This is a genomic window from Paenibacillus sp. V4I7 (assembly GCF_030817275.1).
Lineage (GTDB): Bacteria > Bacillota > Bacilli > Paenibacillales > NBRC-103111 > Paenibacillus_E.
Genome location: NZ_JAUSZD010000002.1, coordinates 3,220,160 through 3,238,019 on the forward strand (window position 1 = coordinate 3,220,160; position 17,860 = coordinate 3,238,019).

Genomic DNA, 17,860 nt, shown 5'->3' on the forward strand with positions numbered 1-17,860 from the left:
TATAGAGGTTTTCTATGTGTCTATCTATTCGGGGCAGGGTCACCTTCAACGATAAGGGTAATCAGTCGAACCTTCGTTTGTTCCGGTAAGTTCTTGTTTTCCAAGACTTTCTGAATGTCGTGAAGACCAAGTTCCATACACTTTGCAGTTGCTTTGTTCAAAGTAACAACCCCTTAGCCCTACACTATATAGCCAACTGAACGGTCAAAAGTTGGCTAGTTGTTTGTTGGGAATATAGACCAACGTAATTCCAACAGGTACAGCGGCAGGATATCGGTAAGCCGCCGCTATATCACCTATGTGCAATTTCGGGTAATTCCTATGTGCAACTAAACAATATCCAAAGTAAATAAAAAACAGGTTCGGCAAATGTCCCAAACGTTGTTCCCGTCCAACATTGCTTGGTGTAAGTCAAACCAACGTGAAGGGGAACGTGGAGCAATGAATCTGGTATACACGGAAGACCGGATTGGGAAACGTTCAACGTATGGACAGGGGAAGTTACCGTTGCTGAACCGTTTACAGGGGAATTGGTGAAGAAGAAGCTTTCAGACCTTCCAGAAGCAGACCGGAAACGGATTGAAGGGTATGTTGCTTGGGTAGCAGAAGACAAAGCCCTGAATCCAACGAAGTACAAAAACGGAAGCAGCTGCCCAAAACCAATTGGTTGTTTCGTAAGCGTCAAACTCTCCACACCTTCAACTACTAACCTAGCTATGAGATCATGAGATTAACCTGAATACGGAGGGTAACTCATGAATGCCAAAGAACAACGCAGACAAGATTGGCACACACGTATCGAAGCCTATCGGGCAAGTGGCCTCACGATGAAAGCTTGGTGCTACGCAAATCATTGTTCTGTCGAACAATTGAAATATTGGCTGTACAAAATAAAGCGTGTATCATCCTCAGCTACTCCAGATCCAAAGACTTCTCCCGTACAGTTTGTACCTCTTGCCACCACTGTAGATCCACCTGGCAGCGTTTCTCCTGCTCCTTCTCTAATCCTTCATATCGGTGAAGCTAGTATCGAGCTTCATTCCGGCTTTGACCCAATGCTTTTGCGCGAAGTGATTCACGCGCTTACTTCACCATGCTGACCTTTCCAAGCAATCAGCGTGTGTTTCTTGCTTGTGGTTCCACCGATCTGCGCAAGTCGATCGACGGACTTGCTGCCATCGTTCAGGAAAGCTTTGGTCTGAATCCGTTCTCCTCCTGCTTATTCGTATTCTGTAACCGGGCATGCAACAAGCTCAAAATTCTATATTGGGATCACAATGGGTTCTGGCTTTACTATCGCCGCCTAGAACGTGGCAGATTTCAATGGCCTGCAGGCAAGGAAGAAGTAGTAGCCATTTCCAGCAGGGAGCTTCGCTGGCTGCTGGATGGTCTTTCACTTAGCCAGCGGCAAGCCCATCCCAAGGTTAATGCCGTTACCGTCATTTAGACACATCTTTGTAATCATTTCGTCATAGGCACTTACAGGGATTGGGTTTTTTCTATCTAATGAGTAAAGTATGGAAAAACATGCAGATACGCCAACCATCGAATCCCTACAACAACAAATCATCGAACTATCGGCCAAGCTCAAATGGTACGAAGAGCAGTTCCGCTTAGCACAGAAGAAGCGTTTCGGTGCTTCCAGCGAGCAGACGCATCCGGATCAATTAGAACTCCCGTTGTTCAACATAGCCGAAATGATTGCAGCACCTGCTGGTGAAGAGCCGCGGTCTGAACAAATTACCTACGAGCGGCGCAAATCATCCGGCAAGCGAACAGAGGATCTCTCCAAGCTTCCAGTAGAAACAATCACCTATTCACTGGAGGAAGGCGAGCAAGTATGTGCGTGCTGCGGTGGGTTCCTTCACGAGATGAGTACAGAGACGCGCAATGAAATTGCCGTTGTACCGCCACAAGTGAAGGTCATCCGTCACGTGCGAAATGTGTATGCCTGCCGTCATTGTGAACGTGAAGATATTGAAACCCCGATCGTCACAGCTGCGATGCCAAAACCTGTTTATCCGGGAAGTTTGGCATCACCGTCGAGCATGGCTTACGTTATGAGCCAGAAATACGTCGACAGCTTGCCGTTATACCGGCAAGAGCAGCATTTCGCGCGTCTTGGATATACGTTATCTCGTCAGACGATGGCCAATTGGATGATCTATGGTGCACAGAAATGGCTCAATGCCATTGGTCTCCGTGATGAAAGCATATCTGCTAAGGCAGGATGTGCTTCATGCAGATGAGACGACGCTACAGGTGCTGCGTGAGCCTGGGAAGTCTGCTCAATCGTCCTCGTATTTGTGGCTGTATCGCACCGGACGCGGTGTAGCGCCGGCGGTCATCTACGATTACCAGAAGACACGTGGCGGCGAGCATCCACAAATCTTCTTATCCGGGTTCAAAGGTTACCTGCATGTCGATGGTTATGCGGGCTATCATAAGGTTGCTGGTGTGACTCTTGTGGGGTGCTGGGCACATGCGCGGCGTAAATACGATGAAGCGTTGAAAGCAGCCCCGCCAGCGACGAGAGGTAACAAGGATTCGGTAGCTAGTCAAGGACTGGCTTACTGCAATGCTCTCTTCGCCATTGAGCGCGAGCTGAAGGATGCTTCGCCAGAAGAACGATATGCCGAGCGAAAGAAGCGAAGCCTTCCGATCCTGGAGGCTTATTCGGTATGGCTCAAGCAACAGCGCTCTCAAACACTGCCGAAGAGTCTGGTTGGAAAAGCGATTGCTTACAGCCTGAATCAGTGGGAGAAATTGACTGCCTTCCTGAAGGATGGTCGGCTCGAGATCGATAATAATCGCAGTGAGCGCTCGATCAAGCCATTCGTAATCGGGAGAAAGAACTGGTTATTTGCGAATACGCCTCGCGGCGCGAAGGCAAGTGCGGCGATCTACAGCGTCATCGAGACGGCGAAGGAAAACGGACTTCTTCCATTTCAATATTTAAAGTACCTGTTCGAGCAGCTTCCGCAGCTTCCGGATTCACAAAATCCAGAGGCGCTCGAGCCTTATTTGCCATGGTCATCTATGCTTCCGATTACTTGTCGCGTTATGGGATAGGTATCGCAAAAAATATATGTCGAGCGAGTTCGATGCGCATCCGAATGGTAAAGCGGGATCTGCTATTGCCTCGGCTTTCTTGGCATGGTATTGAATGGGAGTTGCTTAAAAATACGCCGTTTTTTCATGTCTTTATCGTGCTATTCTATATAATATGAAGGGTACTTAATAATCAAACGATGACTTATAATCAATCAGAAAGCAGAAATCTATACGCTTTCAAAGAAAAATTAATAAAGGAGACTAGTTGATGAAAACAAGTAAAAAGTCGCGTGGATTCACCAAATCAATCATTTCCTTATGTAAGTCAGCTTCACTTCTGCTGATGGCCGCCGCGTTGACAGTAAGCATGGGCTCTTCGTTGACGGCGATCCCCGATAAGGCATTCGCAGAGGATTCGACCGGAAGCGAAGCAACGGCCGAAATGCGAGAGATCACAACAATGGAGCTTGTCAAAGAAATGGGAATCGGCATTAATTTGGGCAACACGCTTGAAGCCACAGGCAGCTGGATTAATGGCACCAGTGTTACAAATTATGAAACTGCCTGGGGCAGTCCCGTTATTACGGAGGAAATGATTAAAGGTTATGCAAACGAAGGTTTTGGCGTCCTTCGAATTCCCGTAGCGTGGTCAAATATGATGGGCGAGGATTACACAATCAATCCTAGTTATCTGGCCCGGGCAAAAGAAGTTGTGGATTGGGCACTGGATAGCGGTATGTATGTTATTCTGAATATTCATTGGGACGGCGGCTGGTTTGAGAAATTTCCGTCAGAAAAAGAAGAAACTATGTACAAATATACACGCATATGGACACAACTGACAGAAGCTTTTAAAAACTATGACGATCATCTGATGTTCGAGTCTTTCAATGAAGAAGGCATATGGCCTGATTTATATGACTTTCACAGCGGTACCGAAGCCAAAGTCGGCGGCAGGGAAGAAGCCTATGCGTTGCTAAACGAGATCAATCAGACATTTGTAGATATTGTACGTGGTTCTGGAGGCAACAATGAACGGCGACATCTGTTGGTTGGCGGTTATGTAACCGATTTTGAGAAGACCGTTGATGAACTCTATAAGCTGCCAAACGATCCTCAAAATCGCTGTGCAGTATCGGTCCATTATTACACTCCTGTAACATTCGCCCTCATAGAAGAGGATGTGAGTTGGGGAACAGCGCGTACGGAGTGGGGAACAGATGAAGACTTCGCCGAGCTAAACAGGCTCATGGATATGGTGAAAACACGTTTCATCGACAATGGTATCCCCGTTATCATGGGGGAGTTTGGTGTAGCTACAAAAAATAAGACGCAAGAAATGATACGGCTCTATCTTTCGTCGGTGAACAGTGCCGCATATTCCCGAGGAATTACCCCGGTTTTATGGGATGTTACAAATCTACATTACAACCGAGATATATTTGAAATGAATGATAAGGTGCTGCTTGAGCAGCTTATGGCTGTCAAGGCGAATTCGGCTCCAACCGCCTCGATCACCTCGTATCAGGATGGCCAGGCAATCAATCTGAATAGTCCGCAAATTAACTGGACGTTCCTTGACGCCGACGATGCGGATGTTCAAGCCGCCTATCAGGTTCAAGCTTCCAGCAACGATTGGGAGACGGTTGATGTGGACAGCGGCGAACTGGCGGGCGCATCCGGTTCATACACCTTGAATGGATTGGCGGACGGAGATTGGTCGATCAGGGTTCGTGCGAAGGATAATCGGGGCGCCTGGTCGGAGTGGGCGTACAGAAGCTTGACCATAGATACGGTTGCTCCTGTTCTGAATGTTGTCCTGGATAAGGAAACATTGTGGCCGGCCAACAACCGTTTGGTCAAGGTAACGGCAACCGTTGAAACCGGGGATGAGCTCTCTCAGGTGGAATTGCTGTCCATTACGCCGAGCGTAGCCGTTGGCAGCTATGAATCCATGGTACAAGAAGCCGATTTCGGCACATTCGATACGGAATTCAAGCTGTTGGCCAAAAAAGCAAAAGGTAAAGAGCCTCTAGTTTATACAATAACTTATAAAGCGATAGATCAAGCAGGGAATGTTACGGAAGCAGATGTCACCGTTACGGTTCCCCATGATCAGTCAGGAAAATAAATAAGCATCTTCAGGAACTGGATACCTCCGACCGGAGTGGTTCGGAGGTATTTCAGGTAAAATGTCTATATTATGTGTAGTCCAGCATGGAAAAGACAACAGATTCTTGTGTCCAAAAGTGGTACTCGCCAATGGTGTTCTTCTGCTGGATCGTGGCCATATCTCGTACGGCTTGTTCATCCATCAACTGCCGATAGATGTCGCAATACTCAGCTGCCTGCCTAGTCCGAATCATAAGAAGAGCAACCATGTAACGGTAAGAGAGAAATTGAAATATCTGCTATGGAGTTTGCCGAATCAACAGGATTACTCGAAGCCTGATCCGGAAACCAAGGAATGCATGAAGTATATTCCTGCAGGCGGGAATTTTACAGACATTCCGTCCGAATTCCGACCGAGATCCGTTCACGATCAAATGGACTCACCAAGGACTGCTTTAATTTGGAGCAAGGGAATGAAGGGATTTTACCTTATTGGTGACCACAACAATTATGCTTTTATCAACGAGCTTGATCACTTTTTAACAAAGAGTATCACGCCAAGGATGAGGGAACTCGGCATGGACTATTTCGAAGTTTCAGGCCATCACGATAAGTGGAACTTGGAATCGTTATTTGCCTCAAGGACACTTCAGCAATGGGATCAACTCGTTTTTGGGTTATCAGGTTTCGAAGCAGAGTCTCTGGGATCAACTAGTGATAATCAAATTAGGATGCTTAATTTACGGTCACTTTGAAATCTGATCGAGCGACGAGATAGCCACCGCGGATTTCCCTGCCTCAAACAACTGATATGATTTTTCTTTTTGTGACAATGCGTTCTTCGGGATAATGCCGTCTTTCTGCCAGCGGAACATGGTGTCTGCAAAATTTTTATAGGCTTCGCTCTTGAAATTCACCGAAGTCCATTCCTTCTTTGCTGAAGGTGTTTCAGCTCAGAGCCGAGTTCGATGCCGTGTCTCCGGTATCATATGCTTGTGGATTCGGATCGAATGCCCTTACCATGAACCCTTCCGTTGCATATAACACAAAGCATGTCACGTAAAGGGAACTGTTACGACAATGCTGTTATGGAGAATTTCTTTGGGATCCTAAAATCCGAGTTTTTATATACAGAAGAATTTGATAGCATTGAGCAATTCAAAGTAGAACTTGATCAATATATCCACTATTACAACCACAAGCGAATAAAGGCAAAACTAAAACGCATGAGCCCGGTACAGTACCGAACTCATGCGCTAAAGGAAGCCTAACTATATTTTACCCGGAGGGGCTGAAATAGCCCTTTACTCTGGAATAAAGAATAAGTCGTCAAAGTGTCATTCCGAAGTCGGCGTAACGGTAGAGGCAACATAGTATTGGTAATAAAATGACAGTAATCAGGCAATACCGAGTATATTTATAAGCGGCTTGTAATATCGGCAAAAAAGCTGAAGGCATAAAAAGAAATTGCCTAGATTCGCAAGCGTCGGCGCGATTGATTGCTTGGACGCAAAACCCGATCCGGAATCACTTTGTATGCCGACAAGTCATATTCCTATTCATTACACTGAGCGGGACGAATAGCGACCGGATGTTGCTCCATCAACGTAAGTCAGACGGTAGTACAATATTATTGGCTAAATAGAAACATAATCGGGTAGGCACACAGTTCCCATCCCGGCATAATAGAAGCACGAAGAAACCCAATAAGAAAGTTAGGAGTACACCGGAGGAAAAACTAATCGTTGCTAACTTGTCACGAAACAAAACGCTGATGTGAAGTTATTGACGGAATCGCCTTCTAATGAAGTTCATTCGAGTTGGATGCTTAGACCGACCGCGCGCCGCTCGATCTGGTATATAGAGAGAAAGTTATTGGCGCGAGAGCGGAAATCGGCATGTATCTTGGCCGAATGAGATTAGGAGAATAAAAAGTTCTATCAAAAACGCTACATATCACGATATAGGGAGGACTTTGACGATGTCTTACAAAGTGCTGACGAATGAGCAGGTCGAGCTTTTTATCGAGAAGGGCTGGGTTAAGCTGGAAGGTGCTTATGCCCGTGAAGACGCACTCGCGGCGCAAGAATATTTGTGGACGGAGGTGGAAAAGCGCAGTGGTGTACGCCGTGACGATCGGACGACGTGGACGGAACCGATGGTACAGATCAACGAAGTGTTCCTGACCCCGGACTTCGCCCGTTGCAATACTGCGCGGCTTGGCGACGCCATCGAGGATCTGATTGGACACGGCCGTTGGGCGAACCGCTCCGTATTCGGAGAGACGGAGCAGCTGAGCGCGTTCGGCTGGTGGCCAGTCAACTTTTCCCTAAACGCCGACCAGCCGTGGACGGTTCCGGTAAACGGCTGGCATTGGGACGGAGTCCACTTCAGACATTACATCGACAGCCCGGATCAGGGACTGCTGTGCCTGTGCCTGTTCTCCGACATTGCCCATCAGGGCGGCGGAACATTTATCGTCGAAGGCTCGCATAAGGTTGTCTCCCGGTTCTTGGAACGCCACCCGGAAGGAATGGAGCTCGGCGAAGCGATTCGCGTGCTAAACCGCGAGCATCCGTACCTGCGCGAACTGACCGGTGCCGAACGCAGGGCAAACAAGGAGGGCGGAGACATCTATGCGGACATGGAATTACAAGATGCCGGAGGCACGGAAGGGAAGAACTCCGAAGCGTTCGCCCAGGAGCGGCTCGACAAGTTCATGAATAATGACTATGTCGATGCCAATGGCGTTACGCTGTGTGTCCTGGAGACGACCGGCGGACCTGGTGACGTGGTTCTTTGTCACCCGTTCCTGTACCATGCTTCATCGCAAAACTTGAACGGCATTCCTCGGTTCATGTGCAACCGTACGACACCTTTGAGAGAAAGACTGAACCTAAACAGAGATAGTACAGCTTATTACTCTCCGCTTGAAACCAGCATTCGTAGAGCGCTTGGACGGCAGGATACCTTGATAAACCAATAGAGTACCGAGATGTGTAATGGGATGGAACGAAACAACAATGTGGTAGCAGTAAAGCCGGATCGCTGTCAGCTCAGCGTGGTTAATTATTTTATGACCAACCAACATACTAAGGGGATATCGAAAATGGAGAAAATAAAAGTCGGCATTATCGGAACGGGAAACATCAGTAACGCTTACTTTCATAACGGAAAGCGCTTCGAATCGATGGATATCGTCGCTTGTGCGGACCTGGACATCGAGCGCGCGAAAGCGAAAGCTGCGGAACACGGGGTCAAGGCGTACTCTGTTTCCGAAATACTGAGCGATCCGGATATCAAGCTCATCATCAATCTGACGGTTCCGCAGGCTCACGCGGATGTCAGTCTTCAAGCGTTGGAAGCGGGCAAACACGTCTTTGTAGAAAAGCCTCTGGCGGTAACACGTGAAGATGGACGAAGAGTGCTCGATTTGGCGAAAAGCAAAGGACTTTCGGTAGGCTGCGCTCCAGATACGTTCTTGGGCGGGGGTATCCAAACTTGCATAAAGCTAATTGAGGACGGCTGGATCGGCACTCCGATTGGCGCAACGGCGTTCATGGTGGGCGATGGGCCGGAAGGCTGGCACCCAAATCCAGAGTTTTTCTATAAATCCGGCGGCGGACCGATGTTCGACATGGGGCCATATTACTTGACTGCACTCATCGCACTGCTGGGACCGATTAAAAAAGTAACCGGTATGACGAATATTTCCTTCCCGGAGCGGACGATCGGAAGCGGGCCGAACGTCGGGCAAAAGATTCTTGTGGAAACTCCGACACATATCGCCGGCGTCATGGAGTTCGCTTCTGGCCCGATCGGAACGATATTGACCAGCTTCGACGTGAAAGGCGGTACCCAACTTCCGCGCATCGAGGTGTACGGTAGTCAAGGAACGCTAATTGTTCCGGATCCGAATACTTTCGGAGGACCGGTGATCATTCAAAGGGCGGGCGGGCAGGTGTGGTCGGAAATCCCGCTCACGCACGGTTACTCCGAGAACTCGCGCGGAATTGGTGCGGCTGACATGGTGAAAGCGATCGCAACTGGACGTAAGTGCCGCGCGAACGGGGAGATGGCTTTCCACGTGTTGGAGGCAATGCATGGTTTCCACGATGCTTCCGTCCAAGAAACCCATTATTTTATGAAGAGTACCTGCGAGAAACCGACTCTGCTTCCCATCGGACTTACGGTCTAAAGCCGAACAACGTGGAATCTTGCAAGGGGAGTTGCCCAGAAGCACTCCGATGCCCATCATAAAGAGATCCAAAATATCCAGGTTTATTCAGCATCTGCTTCCATTATCATTCAAGTTCATTGTCTTTATCATGGATGTATTGAAACACGCACAAAATATGCTGTGGGCAGCAAAGGCATGGTTTAAGCTTCAAATTTCCTGTAACTTGGAATCATATCAAGTGGTATGGACGCGGGCCATGGGAAAACTACGCAGACCGTAAATCTTCGGCATTAGTCGGTATTTATGAAAGCACCGTTGCACAACAACATGTACCATATATCGTTCCAGTTGAATGCGGCGGCAAGGAAGATGCCCGTTATCCATATGTATCCTCAGATCATCGTCAAGTAAAAATTACTGCAGAAGGTCACTTCCATTTTGATATTCATCATCACAGCATTAAACAGTATGACAATGCCGCTTATGAAGGTGAACTTGGCAAATCCGATGCGGTTTATCTATCGATTACAAACATACAGGTCTTGGCGGTGAGGATGGTTGGAGCAAAAATATTCATGATGAATACAAAATTAAAAAAGGGATCTATAGTTACAGGATGACATTGGAGATCATCGAGTAAACTTACGGTACCGCCCTAGAGTCCGCTATAAAGGGGTTAACGTTAGAAGGGTTTAACCAATACCACAGGATGTCCCATCGCAGCCGAACTGGCGATACCATAGCATATCTAAAAAGGAAGGAGTAAAGAGGATGAACCGTAAAGTAGAACAATGGGACATGTTTGAACTCAGCGTAAAAGGACCTGCGGAAGGAAATCCTTTTACGGATGTAACTTTCAGCGCCACATTCAAGCAACGTGAAAGAAGTATTGAAGTGCCGGGATTCTATGATGGTGCCGGGACTTATAAGGTCAGATTTATGCCAGGCGAACAGGGAGTATGGACCTATGAGACAAGCGGCAACCTTTCGGAATTGAAGGGATTGTCTGGTGAATTCGAATGCGTCGCGCCTGCTGAGGGCAATCATGGTCCGGTGAAAGTGAGTGATACCTATCATTTTGCTTACGCCGACGGCACACCTCACGATTCTGTAGGAACAACCTGCTACGTATGGACGCATCAAGGGGATGAACTTGAAGAGTTAACGCTTAGGACGCTCAAAAAGGCTCCTTTTAACAAAATGAGAATGTGTGTGTTTCCGAAGCATTACCTTTATAATAATAACGATCCTTTATCGTATCCCTTTGAAGGTTCCAGGGAAGAGGGTTGGAACTTTACGAGATTCAACCCCGAATTTTTCCGGCATTTCGAAAAGAGAGTGGATGATCTTAGAAATCTTGGAATCGAAGCGGATATCATCCTGTTCCACCCTTATGATAATGGCAGATGGGGCTTTGATAAGATGGGCATGGAAGTCAATATCAGATATCTGCGTTACCTGATCGCTCGTTTGTCGGCTTTCCGAAACATATGGTGGTCCATGGCCAACGAATATGATCTCATGGGGAATATGAGTATAGATGACTGGGACGTGATCATACAAACTGTGGCGGAGTACGATCCTTACGATCATCTTCGTTCGATTCATAACTGCGGACCGTTCTATGACCACAACCATTCTTTGCTCACCCATGTAAGCGTCCAGAACTCTAATCTGAGGGGCATTCTTCAGTGGAGAGAACAATACAATAAACCGGTGGTCGTGGACGAATGTGCCTATGAAGGGAACCTCGGCTATGTATGGGGCAATGTAACAGAGCAGGAAATGACGCGCAGATTCTGGGAGGGTTTTTTGAGCGGCGGATATGTGGGACACGGAGAGACCTATGTTCATCCGGATGAAATCTTATGGTGGTCAAAGGGTGGGGAGCTGCACGGTCAAAGCCCTGATAGAATCGCTTTCATGAAAGAAATCATGGAGAGCGTGCCCAGAGAATACCGCGAACCCGTAACCTTTCAGCCTCACTGGGAAAACAGTCCCTGCATAGGTAAAGAAGGAGAGTATTATTTGGTGTACTTTGGAATTCACAGGCCTGCAGTAAAGTACTTAGAACTCACGAAGGATAGAAAGTATAAAATCGAAATTATCAATACGTGGGAGATGACGGTCACTCCACTAGAAGGAATTTATGATGCAAACAGCAACGTGGAGCTTCCCGGAAAGCAATATATTGCACTAAGAATACAAAAAACATAACAAATAACAGAGCACTCACGCCCCAAGGGATGAGTGCTTTTTGTGGGATCAACGGAACTTGCAGATCTTAAGGTTGACGAATCGTTCTTAATGATGCCGGCTTCATGCGCAAGAACAATTGGTCTGCCTGGTTTTCCGATCCTCTATACATTTTGCATTTTCTGTACAGGTATGCGGATTGTAACAGCCGTACCTATTCCTGGTTTGCTATCAAAAGCAAGTCCATAACCCGGACCATAAAACAGATGGATCCGCTCATTAATGTTTCGCAGGCCGTATCCGCTTCCTCTCGTTCGATTGTTGAGATCATTCGTGAGCAGTTTCGATACGATATCCGGAGACATCCCTTCGCCATCATCAGAAACGATAATCACGATATCCCCTTGGAGAACCGCCAAGAAACTCTTGCCGTTTGGATCCTGATCAGTGAAGTAAGAGCTGGGGACCCATAGAATCCCTTTGCCGCTGTCCATCAACCGCTTGAACCAATAGGTCTGACGTGCTTTCTGCAGATTAAACAGGTTGACATTCTCTTCGGAATAAAACAATTGCTCATTAACAAACAATTTGACGCTTTGAAATGATTAAGGCTATTGGTAGTTTGGAGACGCAATTCGCGGCTTTTAATATTGCAGGAGGGAAAGCTGCCGGGAATCGTACTTTAGAAATGTGGGGACATGCCTTGCATAGCTGTCAAACGGCCTATAACAATTTATATGCACAACTTCGAAAAGAGTTTGGGGTATATCGGTAAGGTCTGGTTACTAATATAGGTGATATCAGGTAATATTGCAGCAATAGCTTTCATGGGGGTATAGATGTCTACATATTGGACACTTCAGACAGCAGAGGTTTGGGAGCAATTTAAAAAACAAGGATATTTAGAAGGAACAAAAGAGCATGTAATGTACCCATATGAGTATTTGTGGATGATGAAACAAATGAATAATAGATTAACTAATTATGGACGCCGGTTTAGTAAGAATTAATTCCGAGACAGCCGGGGTGGAGCTGCAGGCTCCGTTCGGCGGAATGAAGCAGTCTAGCTCTCATTCGCGCGAGCAAGGCCAGGCGGCCATTGAATTTTACACATCGATAAAAACGGTATTTCTCAAAGCGTAAGCGTATCACTTTTGCTATGAAACCTAATTCGGAAGGGTGAGGGTTGATGACAGAGCAATTAAAATCGATTATGGCAAATGAAAATAACGATTTGTTTACAATCCGTACGCATACGCAGGGCCCAAAAGGCTCACTGCCACTAACAAAAGAAATGTTATTGGATGCTCCAAGCGGAGAATTGTTCGGACTTACCCAAAATGTTGGGATGGGGTGGAAACCGTCTCGCCTGAAGGGTAAACAGTATCTGTTGTTAAGCACGCAAGGAGGCATACGTAAGGAAGACGGGAGTCCAGTTGCGCTCGGCTATCATACCGGTCACTGGGAGGTTGGCCTGCTGACGCAGGCTGCTGCAGAGGTGATCACAGAAAGCGGAGGGGTTCCTTTCGCCGGATATGTGAGCGACCCTTGCGACGGTAGGTCCCAGGGCACGGAAGGCATGTTTGACTCTCTTCCTTACCGCAACGATGCAGCGATCGTTTTCCGGCGACTTATCCGCTCCTTGCCTACTCGCAAAGGAGTGCTCGGTGTGGCGACCTGCGACAAGGGACTGCCTGCCATGATGATTGCTCTCGCCGGGATGCACGAACTCCCTTGCGTAATTGTGCCCGGCGGAGTGACATTACCTCCCACGGAGGGCGAAGATGCCGGGAAAATCCAAACTATAGGTGCAAGGTATGCTAATGGCGAAATCAGCCTAGAAGATGCTGCCGACCTCGGCTGCCGAGCTTGTGCCACACCGGGCGGAGGCTGCCAGTTTCTTGGAACGGCAGCTACTTCGCAGGTTATTGCAGAGGCTATGGGCATGACGGTGCCTCACGCTGCGCTTGCACCATCAGGACAGCCCGTATGGGAAGAGATGGCCAGGCAGTCGGCCCGCGCGATGATGACGCTAGAGGAAAAGGGAATCCGGATGAAGGATATATTGACCGAAGCGTCCATCCACAATGCGATGGTTGTTCATGCGGCCTTCGGCGGATCGACCAATTTACTGCTGCATATCCCTGCTTTCGCTCATTCGGCAGGGCTGCCCATTCCGTCTGTTCAAGATTGGATTCGTATCAATAAAGCCGTACCAAGGCTAGTCAGCGTATTGCCGAATGGTCCGGAATATCATCCGACTGTGTGCGTGTTTTTGGCCGGAGGGGTACCGGAAGTGATGCTGCATCTCCGACGTTTGGGGGTACTGAAAGAAAATGCGTTGACCGTAACCGGTGAAACGCTGGGTACTGTATTGGATTGGTGGGAAACGAGCGAGCGCCGTCAACGAATGAGAAGTCTGCTTATGGAAATGGATGGCATCGATCCGGACTACGTAATTATGAGTCCAGAACGTGCCAAAGAAAGGGGGTTGACCTCGACGGTTACGTTTCCTACTGGGAATCTGGCTCCGGAAGGTTCGGTGATTAAATCGACGGCGATTGACCCGTCAACTATTGGAGAGGATGGGGTATACCGTCATCGGGGCAATGCCAAGGTGTTTACCTCGGAGAAAGCGGCTATCTCGGCAATAAAGAAAGGCGGCATTCAAGCCGGAGATATTATGGTGTTGATTGGGCGCGGACCATTGGGTACCGGGATGGAGGAGACCTATCAATTAACCTCAGCACTAAAGCATTTGCCGTTCGGCAAATACGTATCCTTAATTACCGACGCCCGGTTTTCGGGCGTATCCACAGGTGCCTGCATCGGTCATGTTGGACCTGAAGCGCTAGCTGGCGGTCCGATTGGTAAACTGCGGGATGGAGATACAATCGACATCGTAGTTGACCGAAATCGTTTGGAAGGCAGCATCCATTTTCTAGGCGATGGTGGCAAATTGCTGCCCCCAGAAGAAGGAGCCCGTGTGCTTGCTGCCCGCGACCCTCACCCAGAGCTCGCCTCAGACGAAAAACTACCAGCAGATACTCGTTTATGGGCTGCCTTACAGTCTGTCAGCGGTGGAACCTGGGCAGGGAGTGTTTATGATGTGGATCGAATTCTCGCTGTATTAGAAGCAGGTACAAAAGCATTGGCTGTGCAGAACAATTAGGAGGGGAATGATGAGATGACCCATATTACGAACCCAATTTTGCCCGGATTCAATCCCTGTTCCTTCTATTCTTAGGGTAGATGATAATTACTATATTGCCACATCCACGTTTGAATGGTTTCCCAGTGTTCAAATTCATCATTCAAAGGATCTTATACATTGGCAGCTGCTTCGTCACCCACTATCAAGAAAGTCTCAAATAAATATGGAAGGCAACTTGGATTCCGGTGGAATCTGGGCGCCATGTTTAAGTTATCATAACGGTGTTTATTATTTGATCTACACGGATGTAAAAAGCAGAATTGGAGCTTTCAAGGATACCCATAACTATTTGGTAACAGCTACAGATATTAGTGGGCATTGGTCAGAGCCTATTTACCTAAACAGTAGTGGATTCGATCCGTCTTTGTTTCACGACGATGATGGGCGCAAGTGGCTCGTCAATATGCTTTGGGACGGGAATAAAGTAAGACCTGTTCAAAAATACGAGCAATTCACAAATCATATAATAAAAGGTTGATCTACCGATGCAACGTAGATCAACCTTTTTTTGTATTTTTATTAAGAAAAGTAAATGTTTGTTTTAAAAGTAAATAAGCGCGTTTATGTAGGAACATTTGTGTCGTTAGATTTTTTTTCCGACAACAAAAAATAACAAGTCGGATGTCGGGTGACAAGAACATTATCTCATTCCCGACAGATGGTGTGGAGTGAATGAGGTGGATATGGAAATACCTCGGAAAGGATACCTAAGATTGAACTACCATGAAAATTAAAAAGCAGGCAGTCGAAGAAAAAGACATCACTAAAGAAAACGCGGCTCATTCATTTTTTAAAAAATCTGCAGCGCCTAGGATTTTGGTGATCCGTAGATCAAGAGACTTCCGAGATTGTAACGTTGTAGCCTAAGGTCTCAAGTCTTCGAACCGAATTCCGTACAATAGCTCCAAGCTTTTGTTTATCATAGTAATCTTCACCTAAGTCTACATACATTTCTTTTCTTGTCAACAGATAATAAGCGATTCTTAGCATGGCATGGGCCACTACAATGGCTGCTCTTTTCCTACCTTTTCGTGCTAATGTTCGCCTATACATAGCACCAAGATAGTTTTTAGAGGCACCTACGGAATGTGCGGCTTCTGTTAATGCAGATTTTAAATATTTGTTTCCTTTCTTTCCTTTAGAAGACTTTCTTTTGCCTGCGCTCTCATTATGTCCAGGCACAAGTGCTGCCCAAGAACAAAAGTGAGCCGCACTTGGAAACTGGTTTTTAATATTTGTTCCTATTTCAGCTAAGATTTGTTCAGCCATTCGAGTGGCAATTCCAGGTATAGAATCTAATCGCTCTATGTCTTCCTGATCTGAAATAACTCTCTGGGCAACCTCTTGATCTAACATTGCAATTTGTTCGGTGAGAAAGTCGATGTGGGTTAAAATGGTTTTAAGCATCATGCGTTGATGAGGATTTACGTATCCTCGAAGAGCGAGTTCGAGTTCATCTTTTTTTTTTTTCATAGTGCGCCGAGCGAAGCTTGCTAATTTCTCAGGATCTTCTTCACCGTCTGCGATGGCGTTAAGCATGTCCTTAGACGAGACCCCCATAATATCTGAAACCACAGAGCCCAGTTTGATGTTTGCTCCCTCTAGCACTTTTTGAATCCGATTATGTTGCCTGGCACGTTCTTCAATGATGCTTCGGCGATAACGAACGAGCTCACGTAATTCTCGTTGAATTCGGTTTGGAATGAAACTCGCTTTCAGAAGTCCATGGCGAAGAAGTTGGGCGATCCATTCTGCGTCTTTGACATCCGTTTTCCGTCCTGGTAGAGCTTTCATATGCTGGGCATTTACAACTAAAAATTCAATATCTTCAGCTTCTAGTAGGTTAACAATTGGTTTCCAGAATATGCCTGTACTCTCCATCGCTACGTGGGTACAACCATGCTTTTTAATCCAGTCAATTAACTGGATTAGAAATACGGTTTTAGTAGAAAACGTCTGAATCTCCTTTCCTTCAGGTGTCATTGTACATGCAGTAATGGAATCCTTATGAACATCCATGCCACATGCGCGCTCAATGAGTATATCCATTGAAATAGTCCTTTCTACGGCTTTGAATATTGGGGGCTGGTGCAACAACCAAAATAGGATTAATCTACCATGAGTGCTTCCCGAAGGAGCGACATTCTGTGATGCACCGTGGTCGGTGGAGTCAGACTAACGGATGGGCTCAAAGGCACCATAGTTCATCGACCTTCCTCTCCCAGCCGTAGTAGCAGTATTGACGATTTTAATCTTTTTTCTTCATTTTCATCATCTGTGGTGCAGCGCGATTTTTGCGCTGCATGAATGACTAACGGGCAGAAATGCTCAATAAGTGCATAATTAAATAGTATTGTATGTTTCCTCATTCTTGGTACATATAAATTTAAGAATGGTGAATATTAACTTTTATAAATTAGGCATTTTAGGAAGTGATTAATATTCACATTGCACTTGCTTTATGGGCAGTTCTTGCCGCTATTCGTTGGGGTGATTGGAAAAATTTCAAACGATATTACCCTACATTACTTTACGTTATTGCTTGTGATTTTTTGTATAAGATTTTTGCATTAGATAAATATCATTTATGGAGATTACAAGAGGATTTTGTTTTAAATCATATGGCGACTTACTTTATGTACGTATTAATAATCTTTCCAATGACTACCTTTACTTTCTTATCCACGTATCCAACGCATTTGAAGAAACAAATCTTTCATATTATAAAATGGGTTTTCATTTTTAGTATTGTCGAATGGATTGGTTGGAAATTCGGGCGAATGACTTATTCTCATGGTTGGAGTATTGGGTGGTCAGCGTTCTTTGACGTCAATATGTTTATTATGATGAGAATCCACTATGTTAATTACTTATGGGCAATCCCACTAAGTGCTGTCTGCACTTGTCTTTACTTGATTTTCTTCAATTATATTTGATAGTCATTGATATGTTTTCTTAATTATTGAACTAACGCGAAACGATATTTGAATAACACACATTAGATGAGCAGGCACTGCGGTGGCCTGCTCATTTTATTAAGATAGCTGGCAGGTTAGCTTAGGTAGCTTAATAACAAAGGAGAAATTGATTGATAACATCATAAA

At 46.3% G+C, this 17,860-nt stretch carries 13 protein-coding genes and 5 pseudogenes; 14 read left to right on the forward strand and 4 right to left on the reverse strand.

Annotation, left to right across the window (positions count from 1 at the left end; all coding sequences use genetic code 11):
* Positions 1-20: 20 nt before the first annotated feature.
* Positions 21-161: a hypothetical protein gene (locus QFZ80_RS15925; protein WP_307564356.1), complete on the reverse strand. Its 141-nt coding sequence runs from the start codon at positions 159-161 to the stop codon at positions 21-23.
* A 594-nt stretch (positions 162-755) separates the two neighbouring features.
* Here QFZ80_RS15925 and tnpA point away from each other — a divergent pair.
* The 5 genes and pseudogenes from tnpA (at position 756) to QFZ80_RS15950 (ending at position 5,921) form a co-directional block, all read left to right on the forward strand.
* Positions 756-1,100, forward strand: a complete 345-nt coding sequence (tnpA, locus tag QFZ80_RS15930) for an IS66 family insertion sequence element accessory protein TnpA (protein ID WP_056634133.1) — start codon at positions 756-758, stop codon at positions 1,098-1,100.
* Positions 1,094-1,447, forward strand: a complete 354-nt coding sequence (tnpB, locus tag QFZ80_RS15935) for an IS66 family insertion sequence element accessory protein TnpB (RefSeq protein ID WP_307559924.1) — start codon at positions 1,094-1,096, stop codon at positions 1,445-1,447. The genes tnpA and tnpB overlap by 7 nt, the downstream gene beginning before the upstream one ends.
* 70 nt (positions 1,448-1,517) lie before the next feature.
* A pseudogene (tnpC, locus tag QFZ80_RS15940) lies at positions 1,518-3,072 on the forward strand (IS66 family transposase).
* A 250-nt stretch (positions 3,073-3,322) separates the two neighbouring features.
* Complete coding sequence (locus QFZ80_RS15945) at positions 3,323-5,185, forward strand: glycoside hydrolase family 5 protein (protein WP_307559927.1); 1,863 nt, start codon at positions 3,323-3,325, stop codon at positions 5,183-5,185.
* Positions 5,186-5,246: 61 nt separating this feature from the next.
* Complete coding sequence (locus QFZ80_RS15950) at positions 5,247-5,921, forward strand: hypothetical protein (protein WP_307559928.1); 675 nt, start codon at positions 5,247-5,249, stop codon at positions 5,919-5,921.
* Here QFZ80_RS15950 and QFZ80_RS15955 read toward each other — a convergent pair.
* Entirely contained in the window at positions 5,913-6,083 is a 171-nt protein-coding gene (locus tag QFZ80_RS15955) for a hypothetical protein (protein WP_307559930.1), read from the reverse strand. The genes QFZ80_RS15950 and QFZ80_RS15955 overlap by 9 nt on opposite strands.
* Before the next feature lie 123 nt (positions 6,084-6,206).
* Here QFZ80_RS15955 and QFZ80_RS15960 point away from each other — a divergent pair.
* From QFZ80_RS15960 to QFZ80_RS15975, 5 genes and pseudogenes are all read left to right on the forward strand, one after another.
* Positions 6,207-6,437: pseudogene (locus tag QFZ80_RS15960) on the forward strand (transposase); the annotation flags it as partial.
* Positions 6,438-7,147: 710 nt separating this feature from the next.
* On the forward strand, positions 7,148-8,152 hold the full coding sequence (locus tag QFZ80_RS15965; protein WP_307559932.1) for a hypothetical protein: 1,005 nt from the start codon (positions 7,148-7,150) through the stop codon (positions 8,150-8,152).
* Positions 8,153-8,275: 123 nt separating this feature from the next.
* Positions 8,276-9,364, forward strand: a complete 1,089-nt coding sequence (locus tag QFZ80_RS15970) for a Gfo/Idh/MocA family protein (protein WP_307559934.1) — start codon at positions 8,276-8,278, stop codon at positions 9,362-9,364.
* Positions 9,365-9,519: 155 nt separating this feature from the next.
* Positions 9,520-9,986, forward strand: a pseudogene (locus tag QFZ80_RS39065) (beta-galactosidase small subunit).
* A 131-nt stretch (positions 9,987-10,117) separates the two neighbouring features.
* Positions 10,118-11,563, forward strand: a complete 1,446-nt coding sequence (locus QFZ80_RS15975) for a DUF5605 domain-containing protein (RefSeq protein ID WP_307559936.1) — start codon at positions 10,118-10,120, stop codon at positions 11,561-11,563.
* A gap of 143 nt (positions 11,564-11,706) precedes the next feature.
* Here the strand turns inward: QFZ80_RS15975 and QFZ80_RS15980 are convergent, their stop codons facing one another.
* A complete protein-coding gene (locus QFZ80_RS15980) occupies positions 11,707-12,111 on the reverse strand; it encodes a sensor histidine kinase (RefSeq protein WP_307559938.1) in 405 nt (134 codons plus the stop codon).
* Positions 12,112-12,526: 415 nt separating this feature from the next.
* Between QFZ80_RS15980 and QFZ80_RS15985 the strand changes: the two are divergent.
* The 3 genes and pseudogenes from QFZ80_RS15985 to QFZ80_RS15995 form a co-directional block, all read left to right on the forward strand.
* Positions 12,527-12,685 (forward strand): annotated as a pseudogene (locus QFZ80_RS15985) (aldehyde dehydrogenase family protein); the annotation flags it as partial.
* A 46-nt stretch (positions 12,686-12,731) separates the two neighbouring features.
* Positions 12,732-14,714: a YjhG/YagF family D-xylonate dehydratase gene (locus QFZ80_RS15990; protein ID WP_307559941.1), complete on the forward strand. Its 1,983-nt coding sequence runs from the start codon at positions 12,732-12,734 to the stop codon at positions 14,712-14,714.
* A gap of 15 nt (positions 14,715-14,729) precedes the next feature.
* Positions 14,730-15,180 (forward strand): annotated as a pseudogene (locus QFZ80_RS15995) (family 43 glycosylhydrolase); the annotation flags it as partial.
* 407 nt (positions 15,181-15,587) lie between these two features.
* Here the strand turns inward: QFZ80_RS15995 and QFZ80_RS16000 are convergent.
* Positions 15,588-16,805 carry an IS110 family RNA-guided transposase gene (locus tag QFZ80_RS16000; RefSeq protein ID WP_307559943.1) on the reverse strand — a complete coding sequence of 406 codons (1,218 nt, stop codon included), beginning with the start codon at positions 16,803-16,805 and terminating at the stop codon, positions 15,588-15,590.
* Between the two features lie 383 nt (positions 16,806-17,188).
* On the opposite strand from QFZ80_RS16000, the gene QFZ80_RS39070 reads away from it, so the two are divergent.
* Entirely contained in the window at positions 17,189-17,692 is a 504-nt protein-coding gene (locus QFZ80_RS39070; RefSeq protein ID WP_373460101.1) for a CBO0543 family protein, read from the forward strand.
* The last annotated feature ends 168 nt before the right edge of the window (positions 17,693-17,860 follow it).